At 66.8% G+C, this 13,075-nt stretch carries 10 protein-coding genes and 2 pseudogenes; 2 read left to right on the forward strand and 10 right to left on the reverse strand.

Annotation, left to right across the window (positions count from 1 at the left end):
• Positions 1–5: 5 nt before the first annotated feature.
• The 3 genes and pseudogenes from tap to QF037_RS49410 all read right to left on the reverse strand — a co-directional run bounded on the left by tap (position 6) and on the right by QF037_RS49410 (position 3,291).
• Positions 6–2,187: pseudogene (gene tap / locus QF037_RS49400) on the reverse strand (telomere-associated protein Tap).
• A gap of 182 nt (positions 2,188–2,369) precedes the next feature.
• Positions 2,370–2,873: pseudogene (locus QF037_RS49405) on the reverse strand (YebC/PmpR family DNA-binding transcriptional regulator); the annotation flags it as partial.
• Positions 2,874–3,087: 214 nt separating this feature from the next.
• Complete coding sequence (locus tag QF037_RS49410) at positions 3,088–3,291, reverse strand: hypothetical protein (protein ID WP_307038058.1); 204 nt, start codon at positions 3,289–3,291, stop codon at positions 3,088–3,090.
• A gap of 167 nt (positions 3,292–3,458) precedes the next feature.
• Here QF037_RS49410 and QF037_RS49415 point away from each other — a divergent pair, with 167 nt between their 5' ends.
• Entirely contained in the window at positions 3,459–3,710 is a 252-nt protein-coding gene (locus QF037_RS49415) for a hypothetical protein (RefSeq protein ID WP_307038060.1), read from the forward strand.
• Positions 3,711–3,816: 106 nt separating this feature from the next.
• A complete protein-coding gene (locus QF037_RS49420) occupies positions 3,817–4,044 on the forward strand; it encodes a hypothetical protein (RefSeq protein ID WP_307038062.1) in 228 nt (75 codons plus the stop codon).
• A 430-nt stretch (positions 4,045–4,474) separates the two neighbouring features.
• Here QF037_RS49420 and QF037_RS49425 read toward each other — a convergent pair whose 3' ends face one another.
• The 7 genes from QF037_RS49425 to QF037_RS49455 form a co-directional block, all read right to left on the reverse strand.
• Complete coding sequence (locus QF037_RS49425; RefSeq protein WP_307038065.1) at positions 4,475–4,975, reverse strand: hypothetical protein; 501 nt, start codon at positions 4,973–4,975, stop codon at positions 4,475–4,477.
• 409 nt (positions 4,976–5,384) lie between these two features.
• Positions 5,385–6,506, reverse strand: coding sequence for an IS630 family transposase (locus QF037_RS49430; RefSeq protein ID WP_307038067.1), 1,122 nt, complete (start codon positions 6,504–6,506; stop codon positions 5,385–5,387).
• Positions 6,507–6,818: 312 nt separating this feature from the next.
• Complete coding sequence (locus tag QF037_RS49435) at positions 6,819–8,240, reverse strand: hypothetical protein (RefSeq protein WP_307038069.1); 1,422 nt, start codon at positions 8,238–8,240, stop codon at positions 6,819–6,821.
• Positions 8,234–8,656 carry a hypothetical protein gene (locus tag QF037_RS49440; RefSeq protein WP_307038071.1) on the reverse strand — a complete coding sequence of 141 codons (423 nt, stop codon included), beginning with the start codon at positions 8,654–8,656 and terminating at the stop codon, positions 8,234–8,236. Before QF037_RS49440 ends, QF037_RS49435 begins: the two co-directional genes overlap by 7 nt.
• A 637-nt stretch (positions 8,657–9,293) precedes the next feature.
• Positions 9,294–9,641, reverse strand: coding sequence for a helix-turn-helix domain-containing protein (locus QF037_RS49445; RefSeq protein ID WP_307038073.1), 348 nt, complete (start codon positions 9,639–9,641; stop codon positions 9,294–9,296).
• 187 nt (positions 9,642–9,828) lie between these two features.
• The gene (locus QF037_RS49450; RefSeq protein ID WP_307038075.1) at positions 9,829–10,191 is read right to left on the reverse strand and encodes a PadR family transcriptional regulator; all 363 of its coding nucleotides are present in this window, start codon (positions 10,189–10,191) and stop codon (positions 9,829–9,831) included.
• 50 nt (positions 10,192–10,241) lie between these two features.
• Positions 10,242–12,911: an ATP/GTP-binding protein gene (locus QF037_RS49455; RefSeq protein WP_307038077.1), complete on the reverse strand. Its 2,670-nt coding sequence runs from the start codon at positions 12,909–12,911 to the stop codon at positions 10,242–10,244.
• Between the last annotated feature and the right edge of the window lie 164 nt (positions 12,912–13,075).

Below are 13,075 nucleotides of genomic sequence, written 5' to 3' on the forward strand. Positions count from 1 at the left end.
GTCGGCTACTCCCCTTCCCCGGCGCTCGGATCGGTCTTGATGAGGTTGGACAGGTTGAACACCGCGCCGGCCTCCTCGAACTGCTGCTCCGCCCAGAGCACGGTCTGGGTGCCCTGGTGCTTGACCATGCCGGGCGAGATGCCGAGCCGGAACGTGCCCGGTGCGGGCTTGCCCTCGTCCGTGTAGGGCAGGACGTCCAGCGGGCTGGGGCCGGTGGAGGGGTAGACGATGGCGTCGGTGCCGATCGCGACCGGGTACAGGTCGGCCGCGGCGGCGGTCTTCATCAGCTTGCGGTGGATGCCGACCCGCTGGTTGGCGAGTACGGCGGCCCGGATGTCCGGGCGCCATGTCTCCCGCTTCAGTGCCGGCCACGGCTCGTAGTACGGCACCTGGCCGCGGTTGCGCTGCCGGAGCTTGCCGATGCCGCCCTTCGCGGTCGCCTTGATCGCCTTCGCGAGCAGCGCCATGTTCGGGTCGGTGCTCTTGGAGCGGGCCATCGCCTCCAGGAACTCGCTCCCGCCCATCGCGGTGGTGACACCAAGTTCGGCCATCGCCTGCACGTACGCGTCGCGCAGCCGGTTGTACCAGGGGTCCAGGTAGCGGCCGGAGTGCAGGCGAACGTACGCCTCGAGCGGCGCGACTTCGAAGCCGAGCTCCACCGCGTACCCGACGGTGGGCGTGGCGTACCAGGCAGGGCCGGTCGGGCGGTCGCCCTCGGCGTGAACGGCGAGGGGAGCCGGTCGGCGTCGACGGTACGGCCGTTGATCTGCACCCGCGAGAGGTCGACGTGGGAAAGGTCGACCAGCCACGAACCGGGCAGCTTCGGGTCGAACGCCGGGTTGCCGGTCAGGTGGGTGGGGCCGTCCAGGCAGACAGTGAGGCCGTTGGCGGCCGCCGCGAACGACATATTGATGTCGACGGCGACCAGGTACGGCTTCAGGCACTCGTCATCGGTGAGCGGCCGGCACCAGTCGTACGGCTCCTCCATCAGCATCTCTGCCGGGGTCCGTAGGTGGTGGCGCGCGAACTTGCCCTTGAGGACCGGGTGCTCGTCCGGGACTTCGCACTCCACGACGTCGTACACCGTGGTGAGCGCGTCCGCGTTGAACGTCCGCTCGAACTCCCCGGTGTCCTCGTTTTTCTCCGCGCGGGTCGGCAGGCGCAGCGCGGTCATCAGCTCCAGGCCGGTGGTCGACGCGGTACCGCGCGGCGTCAGCGCCAGCTGCGCGTACGTGCCGAGGTACCGGGCGAGGTCGGCGGCGTGCATGGACGGCAGCTTCGGGTTGTCCTTGTGATCCCACTCCCGCACATCCAGCGCCCCCCAGGAAGGGATGCACAGCTCTGCACGCAGCGCCGCCGCGCGCCCTCCGGCTCGCGGAAGACGCGCACCCAGGGCCCGAACCCCCGCTGGGTGAGCTGCAGTTCGGCCTTCTTGATCTGCTTGGCCACCTTGTGGCTGTCCGCGAGCCCCCCGGCGCGCCGCTCGCCCTCCGACAAGGCGGCGGGGCAGGCCGTAGCGCTCCAGCGCGGCCGAGGTGAGGACCAGGACCGGGTCGCCGTCACGGCCGTTGCGGTGCAGGCGGGGCTGACCGAGCTTCGCTTCGGTGATCGTCCAGTCGACCAGCGCGGACAGCGACTTGGCAGGCACGTCCAGGACCAGGCCGCCGACGCAGTACGCCGACACCTGCCCGTCCTCGCAGTCGACGACGGCAAGGGGGCCGTTCTCGAAGCGCGGATCGGTGGCAGCCACCGTGGTGGTCTTCGCCGCCGCCTTCTTCGCGCCCGGGCGCCGCGACGTCGCCGTCGGCCTGGTGCCGCTCGCCGCCCTACGGGAGGGCGGCTTCGCGGCGGCCGGCGCCGACGGAGCCGGGGCGGCTTCGGTAGTGAACGTGTCCGGTACGACCGGCTCGGTGACCGCCTCGGTCTGGGGGGGCGGGGAAGCGCGCGGCGAGGCCTTCGAGCAGTCGGGCATAGGCAGTGCGTTGCGGCGGCCGCGGCTCGGTCTTGCCGGACTCCCAGTTCCCTACGGCTTCCCGGCGGGTTCCCAGAACCTTGGCGATCTGGGTCTGGCTCAGTTCGGCAGCCTCGCGCAGCCGCTTGCGCTCAGCGGGCGGCGGCAGGTCGTCCTGGGCGACCTGCTCCAGCAGCGCATTCCACGGCACTGAACAGCTCGTTCTCAGTGGGCACAGAGCTCACCTCCGGACCACACCTACCCAATCGCTCATTGGATCGCTCGCTTATTCACTCATTGAATCGCTCATCTTTTGAGCCTTCCTTTGGATGGCGACTTCCGGGGCCGGTGGAAGCGAAGCGAGTGGCGGTTGCTTGACCGGGAGGAGTAGGCCGAATCCGCTCGGTTCGCAGCAGTGCTACGCGTCGACCTTCTCCATGACCTCGTCGCTGACGCCGAAGTTGGCGAAGACGTTCTGCACGTCGTCGCTGTCCTCGAGGACGTCGATCAGCTTGAAGATCTTCTTGGCGCCTTTCTCGTCGAGCTCGACCTTCATGGTCGGGACGAAGTTGGCGTCGGCGGAGTCGTATTCGATCCCGGCGTCCTGGAGGGTGGTTCGGACCGCGACCAGGTCGGTGGCCTCGCTGATGACCTCGAAGGACGTCACCGAGGTCGTTGACCTCCTCGGCGCCCGCGTCCAGGACGGCTCCGAGCACGTCGTCCTCGGTCAGCTCACCCCTGGGGACGATGACGACGCCGTTGCGGTTGAAGAGGTACGAGACAGAGCCCGGGTCCGCCATGGAGCCGCCGTTGCGGGTCATGGCGACACGCACGTCGGAGGAGGGCGGTTGCGGTTGTCGGTGAGGCACTCGATGAGCACCGCGACACCGTTCGGGCCACAACCCTCGTACGTGATCGCTTTGCCGACCTGACACAGCACGATCACGGGTGTGTCCTGTTGGGGTCATGGTCTGGGCGGGGCGTCAGCATTCCGTGATGAAAGCCGCTGGTCGGAGGGCATTGTCAGTGCCTCCACCTACTGTGACCAGAGACAGGGAGGAGCAGACGATGGTCTCGGAGAACTTGCCGACCGGGCACAACACGGTTGGGCGCCCCATGGGGCGCCCGAGCGAGTTTCAGCGCCGGATGTGCACGGTGATCTGTACGCCGCCGGCGGCAGCTCCCACGGCTGCGGCGGCGGCGGCGGCCGGGCCATGGCCGGTCAGGGCGAGGACGAGCACCGTGGCGAGGGTCGCCAGAGTGGTCACGACCGGCAGCCACGGGTAGAAGCGGGGAGCGGAGGACTCCGTACCCGCTGGGGTACGGTCAAGGGACGTCACGGCTCGTGGACTCCTTCGACGGATCGGCGGCCCGACGTCAGGCGAAGGGGAGACCCCGATTCGCGAAGCAGCTTCCTAGGGCATGGCTTCGCAGGGGTCTCCCTTCGTCGTCCGAAGGGCCTTTCGGCTAGCCCCTGACTCTACGTCCCGGCACTGACACTCCCGGGGTGCTCGCGCGTACCTTCAGCTGCCGCGGGTTCTGCCGCGCCCTGTTGCCTGGTGAAATCTGCCCGGCCGGATCCGATGCACTGGACTCCTTCGGCGCCGAAGTCGTCCATCTCGTCGCGCCTCTCCGTCTCGACCCGCATCTCCTCAGGGAAGAGCACGGTCGGATCGGCCTGTTCGTCACCTTGCTGAACTTCGCGACCAAGGTGTCGCCCTTGGCATTGAAACGCCGGTCTTCTCCAGCGTGTCGATGATGTCGATGGCGCAGTCCATCTCACCAGGCCTCTTCGCACTCTGCCAGTTCGCTTCATCCGCGCCGCCCACATCAAGCGACGGAGCCAGGCCAGTCATGAGGAACGCATGCAGATGGCCAACATCGTGCCCGCCTGCCTGCTCGGCTGCGACGAATTGTTCGAGCACGGCCATGTGTATGTCACTCCCGCAGGAGTCATCGCCGTCAATACGAAGGCCGTGACGACCCCAGACCTTGCCGCGGCCGCCGAAGCACTTGAGGGACTGCTCGTCCCCGACCATGGCTCCCACCGCGAGCCGTACTTCGCGTGGCACCGCACCTACACCGCGAACTGACCAGCGCGAACGACGCAGGCCGCCCGAGCAGCCTTGAGGAATACCGCTGGCGGCGAACTCGGGAACGAATCCAGGCCCGGGACTTGGGCTCTCTGATCCCCCTCGCTCTCGCCACGGCCACGTATGCGGCAGCAACGGGCCCACGCCTCAAGCGCGCAGGCCCCGCCGACGCGCAACAACAAGGACGACGCCCCGGTCCCCGAGGCGCACCCACACCCGTCCCCGCCCTCCCCTTTCCCTGCTTCTCGATGTGTCGGGCTGGGGGCACAGAGAGAAGGGCCGGCTCAGGAGAGGCTTCCTCCCGGGCTGGCCCTTCGCCGTATTCAAGCTCGTGCCACCCCCGTGCCACTACATCTGTGTGGAGGCCGGATCCCCTGGCCGAAGGTGTGCTGCGAGCCGCGCCACGTACGTCATCCCCCGCCCGACGAAGTCAGGCGAGCTTCTTCAGCTGCGCGTCGACGATGTCCTGGGGGATGGTCGGGGGTTGGAAGGGGTTGAGAGACAGGAACGTGGCGATGGTGGAGTCCTGGCGGACGACCAGGACGGTGACGGGGATACTGGGTCCCCCGCCGTCGATGACCTGGGTGGCGTCGAAAGCGAGAGCCTCGTCGCCGTAGCCGGAAAGGGACCGGGGCTGGGTGTCGGAATACCCCAGCCCAGCACCGGGGTGGGCAGCGGACGGGCGCATCTCGGCGGCGGCGCACTTCGGAAGCGCTGCGCCCAGTTCGGTCATCACCGTGCGGGCGTCGGCAGGGGTGTAGGACGTCAGGCCGACACTCGCGTGCTGCCCGAGATCGTCGGAGGCGGTCACGATGTCTTGGCTGACATGGGCAGTGAAGTCGTGCAGGCTGCCCAGCTGTGCGGCCGCGTAAACGGGTCGGCAAGGCGCGGGTGTGACGGCGCGGTAGGTCGTGAGGTCGTCGTGGTTCACCGGGCTGCCCTTACCCGTGACGGTGTTCACGGTATAGCCGGGGACGTCGTGCGCGGTCAGCGCCAGGCGGTCTAGGCCCTTCTGGTCGAGCCCCTTCCCGGCCGCGGAGGCAGGCGATCCGGATACCTGCTGCGGCGTCGAGCTCGCAGACGAGGCGGACCCGGCGGTCGCAGACTGCTTACGTCCCCCAGCATCGTCCCCGCTGTCCGCACCACACGCGCCGGTCAGCGCCAGCACCGCAACGGCCCCCGCCGCCGCAACGACCCGTCTTCCGACCGCAAAAGCATTCATCATTCGCCCACCCCCCGGCGCCCCAACTCGGAGCACCCGCACAAGAAGCCCCGGCGTGCGCCGAGGCTGAAGTTCACAGGGAGCCTAGTGCTCTGACCGTGTTGGTTCGCCGGGTTGGTCAGGCTGCGGTGGTGAGGGGGCGTCCGCCCCAGCGGATGCCTTTCTCGCTGCGGATGCGGGCGCGTTCCTTGCGTTCGGCGGCCAGGACGTCGCGGTGGCGGGCGTTGGCGTTGCGCCAGCGCAGGTAGGCGTGCAGGGCCCGGGTCTGCACGGTGTGGTTGGGGTAGTTCGAGTTGGCGATGGTGAACTGCCGAAGCGGCCCGAAGTGGGCCTCGATCGGGTTCGCCCAGGAGGCGTAGGTCGGGGTGAAGCACAGCTCGACCTTGTGCTTCTTCGCCCAGCGGCGGATGTCGGTGCCCTTGTGGGCGGACAGGTTGTCCAGGATCAGGTAGATCGGGGCGCCGTCGGGCCGGGCGGCGCGGATCGACTTCAGCGCGGCCAGCGTGTTCACGGCGCCCTTCTTGCGGTGGTTGACGCCCCACAGGCGGTCGTCGCCGACCGAGTAGCAGCCGTGGAAGTACCGGACGCCATGGGTACGGTGGTAGGTCGCCGGCAGCCGGTCGGGATGTCCTTGTCCGGCCCAGCCCGAGCCCGCGGTGGGCCGGATCCCGAGCGGGCCGAACTCGTCGAAGGCGAAGACCCGGTCCGGGAAGCGGTCCAGGACTTCCTCGATGCGGTCGAGCTTGGCATCGCGCTCGGGGCCCGGGGACTCCTTCCACGTCTTGGTGCGCTGGAAGGTGATGCCGCGGCGGGCGAGCAGGCACCGTAATGCCTCGCGGCCGATGCGGATCACCCGACCGTGCACTTTCCGCAGGTAGGCGACCAGCTTGCGCAGTGACCAGCGGGTGAACGGTTGGCCGAGCTTGACCGGGCGGGTGGTGGCCGTCGCGATGACGAAGTCCTCGTCGTCATCGCTGAGTTGGCGGGGACGGCCTCCCGCCCATTGAGGGTCCAGGCAGGCCAGGCCGATCTCGTTGAAGCGATGGATCACATCCCGGACGGTGTCCTCGTCGGCCTGGACCAGCTGGGCGATCACCGGCACCCGGTTCCCGCCGGCCGAGGCCAGCAGCATCATCGCCCGCCGGTAGCGCACCGTGCTGGTGCTGCCCCGGCGCACGATCTGCTGCAGCTTCTGCCCCTCCTGGTCGATCAGTCTGCGCACACGGACAGGCTCAGCCACCGCACCTCCAGCGATCGGATCGGACGTCACGCACATCCAACCGGCACGACCACCAACCCTGCCAACCGATGCGGTCACAGCACTAATGAGGTCCTGAAACTGCGGACATCCGACGGCATGCCACTCCCTGACGAGGACTTCCCCCTCAACAATCACAACCTCGGCGTGCCACGGCAGGCAGTCGTGGCACGCGTTGATCTCGTGCGAGTTGCCATCCTCATCGAACGCCTTGAGGTCGACGGAGCCGACCGGCGCCCGGTAGGTGACGTCCTGCTGCGAATCGGAGCCTTCTGCCATGTCGGTCAGTCTCTCCTATACGTCGTCGAAGCTGGGCTGACTCCATGGCTGATCTGGGGGTGGACCTTGTGCACCGAGAAGCTGCGTGATCTTCTCGGCTTCATCATTTGAGAGATCGGATAGCAAGCGCGTCGTCGTACCGAGGAGGGCGTCCAACGGTACCTGGGTACGTGCGCCGCGGGCGCTGGCGATTCCGGTGCCGAACAGGCACTGGAGAGTCTCGCCGGATGGGATGCGGGCATCGGCTTCGATGACCCCCTCGGCCTGTCCCAGCGCGTCGCTGATGCCGTCGAGTTGGGCGTCGTGGGAGATGTCGTCGCCGGGACCGCCGTATCCGACGTGGCGGTCCGTCACGACCATGCGAAGAGAGGTCAGCGGAATGCCGAAGCGGTCGGCCCTGTTCCTCACTTCGTCGAGGCGGGGCAGGTCGTGCTCCTGCCCTTGCGTGAGCTGGCGTCGGGACTGGGCAACCAGCACATGGAAACGCGGGGTCTGCAGGATCAGTTGTCCGGCCTTCACCGCCCAGCGCCACGGGCTGATGTCCGCGTCTGCCGCGCCGGGAACGATCATGCAGACGCGGCTGGTCCAGAGCCGGATCGCCTCACGCATCAGGTACTGAAGGTTGCCGGTGCCAGCGGCCGGGGTGCGCAGCAGGATAGGGAGGCTGATCATGCGGACGACCCGGTCCCAGAATGCGGCGTCGGCAATGTCCTCGGATTCCAACAGGTACATCAGGGCCGTCTCGTCGAGATGGCCGACGCCTCGCTGGGGTGCGGGGAAGCTCGCGAGTGTGGATCCGCCGCCCTGCCAGAGCGCGGCGAGGAAGGCTGACATCCGGTCGGCAACGTCGGTGGTCATCCGCGCCGTGAGGGCGTCGACGGCATCGCGGGTGGGAACGCGTTCCCCCGCGCGAGCGGCCTCGGCTCCCTGGACGACCGTGTTCAGGAACTCCTCGGTCGCCGCTTTGTCGAGGGTGCCGCGGCCACCTTCGAGAACGGAGCGGGACACCAGATGGGGGATGCCAGGAGAGTCGCCGGCTGGCTGGAGTGCGCCGAGCGCGGATGCGTCGAGGAGCAGCGCGGTGCTGCTTCCGGGCGGGGGAACATCCCCTTGTTGCCGGGCAGTGGGCAGTTGACCGAGAGCGAGAAGCACCGGCCGGTCGGCACGGGGAAGGCGATGGAGGTCGTCCTCGAGTTCGCGCTGGTCCGATGTGGTGCGCAGATAGATGAACCGGCGTGGTGTGCGGGGTCTGCCGGGCCATTCGAGGACCATGTCGGGGACATGAGTGTGGTTGAAGAACTCGGTTTTGGTGATGGTGGCACCGGGGTCCATGCGGCGCAGGTGCCGGGCGACGATGTCTTTGACCCGGGTGAACATCGTCCGGTCGTCGGGCTCGTCCATGGCCTGGGAGATCGACTGTTCGACGATGTTCACCACGAGCCCTCTCTGCGGGTGAGTTCGGCGGCGACGATGGCTGCCCAGTCCTTGAGTGGCAGGAGGGTTTCCTGCTTGTCCGAGAGCACGATCAGCCACAGGCGTGCGGCGACCGACTGGGCGAGTTCAGCGTCCAGGAGTTTTCGGGCTGCCTCGGTGTCGCTGGTGCCGAAAACGCGGCTGCTGTGCTGAAGGACTGCGGCTTCCACCTGGCCGGGTGAGTTGAGGGTGGACCAGGAGTTCGCGCGGAAGGGTGCCCAGGTGATCCACATGAAGTGATCACTGAGGTGGTGCTGGGCCTGGGCGGCTACGTAGCACTTGGCGAGGAACTCGTCGAACTGTGTTCCCTGATCGCTGGGTTGCGCGTAGTTCTTGACCTCCGCGCAGAACATGTCGTTCTGGTAAGGCTCGCCACGCATGGCGCCCCCCAGATCGAAGGAGAACGTCCGGCCTCCATACGGCCACGGCAGAGTCAGCCTGCGACCGCAGGACTCCGAATCTGTGTTCGCGTACGCGCCGAAGATACGCATCGTTCCCTCGAGCCACTGCTTGGCTCTGCGGGCCCCCGAGAAGCCCTTCACCTGAGCATCTTCGCCAACCACCACAGGCGTAGCTTAGTGCGATCGGATCATCACGATGCGCTCGAACGGGCCAATCTCCGCCACACCGACGCTTGCCGGCTCCGGGAAGGGAGACCCACGGCCTGGGTAAGTAGGATTTGGGCCCGCTTCTCAGGCGGATAGCTGCGGGGCATCACGGCCGCCTACAAGTCGATGGCCGATGGTCATTACTCTCTACGGCTACAGTCTCAAAAACTGGACGCAGCGCGAGCAGACACCGCTCTGACGCAGGAGACACATTGGCGTCAGGACACGGCGCCCGCTCGACTGCCGACTATCAACGGTCGAGGCGGGCGTTGCCTTGCTGGTGGGGCGCATTGGGTGCCGGGAGTAGTTAACCGGCCAGCCTCTTTGGTGATCGCGGTGCACAGTAGTGCAATGCGCGCGGCTTGAGCGGTGTAGTTACCGTCGGGCGCGACAGGTAACTAGCGCTGGCTCAGGCCTCGAATTCTGCGTTCAGCCTCAGCCTGGCGCCGAGCGCCCGTAGGTACCTGGCGAGTGTGCCGACCTCAGTCGCTTCCAGGGTGCCGGTTTCGATGGCGGAGACGCGTGATTGGGATACCTGCATCCGCTCGGCGACGGTCTGCTGTGTGAGCCCTCGACGTTTGCGCTCCAGGCGGAGGGTGGCCATCAGAATCTGCAGGTCGTCGGCGAGTGCCTCCTCGTCGGCGGGGAGGTCTTTTTGGAGATCCTCCCAGCTTCGCCCGCTGATGTCGGGAGTGGTGTCGCAGTAAACGCTGAGCACTCGGCCCTGTCGATGCAGTCCCCTGGGTTCCGTTGTCATGTCATATCCCCGGATGCCGTGCTGCAAGTATGGCCTGGGTGCAGGCAGTAGCTCGAAACTCGGCACTGTGTAGCTTCGTGAGCGGGTGTGTGGTGGTGGACTGCGGTGGTCCACCACCGTGCTGCCACGACAACCAAGAGCATGCTGCAGATGAGGAGTTGGATGGCACTGTCGGGTGGAACGTGGCTCATGTGCTGGCTCCTCCGTTGAGATCGGGCCGCAGCACGTACGAGAGAGCCCCTCGCCTGGAGATTATGCGAGCGATTTCCTTTGGGGCCTGCACAGCGCCAGCGGAGCTGAGGCGGTAGTAGCGGCGACGAGGACGTTTCTGCTCTCGCGGGTCGGCGTCTTCCCACCGGGATTCCACCCAGCCGACTCGCTCGAGACGCGCGAGGATCGGGTGGATCGTCCCGGATTCCAGCTCGACTTTTTCGCCGATTTGGAGGCCGTACATCTCTTCGCTTGGTTCCTCCAGGAAGGCCCGCAGGACCTGACAGGTCTGGAGGGTCATCTTGGGGGCGCGGACAGGTGGCCCCTCGGTCGTCGCCATGTTCTAACTCTACCAAGCCCTAGGTAGAGTTAGAAATCGATCTTTGAGAATCAGGCAGGATTCAAGTGCAGTTGGCGCTGCGCCACCAGCCTTCGCCAGCGCGTGCGCACTCCAGCCGCTCCTGCGATCCACCGCACCCGAGGCGCTTCAGGTGCAGGCATTTCCTGTCCGGCCAGGAAGTAAGCAATGTCGACGCAGTAGACGTTTCCTCTCCCTCGGGTCAGCTCACGCAGCTGCGCGATATCACCGGCCAGGCCGACCGTGTCGTCCAAGACCGCGTGGTGGAAGGCCGACACGAGAACCGCGGTGGCCTGCATGGACGCTAGACCGGCCCTGTCTAGGTCTGCCTGCAGTTCTTGGACACGCTCGCCGATGCCCGTTTCCGTACCCGCATCTCGCAGCAGTGACGCGAGTTGGACATTGATGCGTGTAGCCCGCAGGTCGACAGAGCGCAGTAGGCAGCGGGCCAGCTCGATTTCGTCATCGGCGACAGCCGGGTCGGCGAAGGCGAGAGCGAAAGCTCGCATCGCCTGCGAGGTTGCGGCTTCACCGGCGATACCGTGTTCCTCGGCTTCGAGGCGGGCATCCTGGTAGGCCTCTGCTGCGCGGCCGAGCTGGCCGTGAGGCCACCACACATCGCCGAGTACCCGGTGATGACGGCCCTGCCATCCAAGGTCTCGTGCCGTCTCCAGAACGGCGGGGAAGTCACCGGCGAGGCGCGACAGGTGGGCCAGGCCTCGTCGGGCGGCGAAGGCGAAGTGGCCGCCGCCCGCAGCGACCTGCCTCATGTTCTGGCGGGATAATTCCGTCAGCCCGAGATCGCGCTGCACTTTGGCGAGGTAGTAGACGGCGAGATCGTGCAGCCTTGCAGGCAGGAGGTTGGTGTTGATAACGGCTGTGAGCCGTTCAGCAGTACGTTCGCGGTGTTCGTGCTGGCGCCGGGCGAGAGCGCTGAGCGTTTCCGCCAGTGCTTCGGCTGCGGTGCGCAGGGTTTCCGCGAGTGCGCCATGGGGCGGTGCCACCGGTTCCCAGACAGAGTCCGACACGTACCGGAAGGCGGCATCGGTGAGCCAGTCCAGGTCGAGTTGGAAGTCCCTGGCGAGGGCGAGTCCCTGGCGCAGGCAGGCAACCAGCGTGGCTCTGTCTGGCTGGGAGGCGGCGGCCAGTTGGTCGCCCACCGCACAGAAGGCCCGGTGTCCGGCCCGCTTCCAGTCGTGGGCAGACCACCGGTCGTCAGTACCGTCGTCGGCGCTGCGGATACTGGAGCGGATCACCTGGTGTAAGTGGAAAGGCCATAACGCACTCTGTTGGTGCAGGATGAAGGGTCTGTCCACCAGCCGTGCGACGGGAGCTTCTCGGGTGAGGCCGGCAGCCTGCGCAGCAAGCGGAATGGACCATGACTCCAAGAGGCTGACGGAGCGCAGGACATCGCGTTCGGGCGTCGTCAGGTCGCGCAGTGTACGGGTGATTAATGCAGGGAATTCGTGGTCAAAGTCGGACGGCTGGGGCTGTCGGCCTTGGCGCCGCAGTTCCACGTAACGGCCGGCGGCCAAGTCCAGGTAGAGCGGCAGACCATGGGCGTGCGCGGTGATGACGCGTCTGATGTCCTCGTCGATCAGCGGCTGTCCGTCCCGGCTAAGCCGGTGGACAAGGTAGTCCTCGCAGTCTTCGGGCGAGAAATCCCCGACGAGTATCTGCCGGGCTCCGCTGTGATAACTCAACTGCGGCCAGGCAACCGGACCGGCCCAGTCGAGCTGACCCTGCAGCCCGGCATGCGCCCATTGCAGCCTGTTGCGGCCTGTGATGACGAAGAAGGCATTGGGCATCAGCCATACAACGCGCTGGATTAGCCGTTCAAGGTCTCGATGCGTGCGGTCTCCGACATCCTCGAACGTATCGAGGAGAACGACGAGCAGGGTCTTCTGTTTCCGGGGCAGCTGAGCCAGATCCCAGGCCAGCAGATGGGGTGCGAAGGACAGCATGTCCGCATCAGGTTCCGCCTCCAGCAGATCCGCTAAACGCGTGCACCCGACCAGAGCCCGGGCGGAACTGCGGTGCTCACGCAGGGCCCGGACCGCGGCACTCGTGACCTGTCCCGCCACGGCACCCACAGTGCCCGGCAGCAGGAGTGCCTGGGCAACGTCACTGAGCGCGGACTGAAGCTGCCCGGGGAGCGCGAGGGCATTGCTGAAGCGTGCGAAGGAAGAGCCGGTACGGCGCAGGTACTCCTCCAGGGACTCCCCCGGATGGTTGCGGTCCCAGTAGCGGCACAGCGCCAGGTCAAAAGCCGGCATGGGCCGGCCAAGGGCGGCCACAGCCAGTCTCAGGGACAGCACGATCCGCTCGAAGTCCCACCCCACGGACCGCGCGAGATCGATACGCACCGGGATGACCCGTGCACCGGCAGGAAACGGCTCCCACTGGGCCGGGCGGTGAGTGCCGTCGGCCAGTACCGCTTCGATTTTGCGGGAGAGCGTGGTTTTCCCGATGCCTCCGACGCCGTGGAACATCAGTACGTTGCGCCGGGGGCACTCAACGTTCTCCACATCGAAACCCGCAGCGGAAATCTCTTGGAGATGCTCTGCTAATGCAGTCATGACGGTCCGCCACTGCGTCTGCCGGTTGGTAAAAGCCTCAGCTGCGGCGACGCCGACATCGTTCGACCCGAACACCATGCGAAGATCCCGTACCACGCGGCCCCCCGGCTCCTGGTGGATCACCGGTTCACGGTGCATTCGTCGTGCCGGTGACCAGTCGTGACCCTATGCTCTCGTGTAGGCGGCCGTTGTTGTAGACCGCGTACCCGGAACAAGCGCGCGTTCCATCCCCTCGAAGGAGGTTCTTCATGCCCAATACCTCACCCTCGGCAGACGCTCCTCCTGCA

Source organism: Streptomyces canus, from assembly GCF_030815415.1.
Lineage (GTDB): Bacteria > Actinomycetota > Actinomycetes > Streptomycetales > Streptomycetaceae > Streptomyces > Streptomyces canus_F.

Bases quoted from the DNA above. Each gene is read 5' to 3' on its own strand.
- QF037_RS49440 (WP_307038071.1), bottom strand. From the start codon at position 8,656: ATGCGTGGCGAGCCTTACCAGAACGACATGTTCTGCGCGGAGGTCAAG.
- QF037_RS49450 (WP_307038075.1), bottom strand. From the start codon at position 10,191: ATGGCGACGACCGAGGGGCCACCTGTCCGCGCCCCCAAGATGACCCTC.
- QF037_RS49420 (WP_307038062.1), top strand. From the start codon at position 3,817: ATGCAGATGGCCAACATCGTGCCCGCCTGCCTGCTCGGCTGCGACGAA.
- QF037_RS49445 (WP_307038073.1), bottom strand. From the start codon at position 9,641: ATGACAACGGAACCCAGGGGACTGCATCGACAGGGCCGAGTGCTCAGC.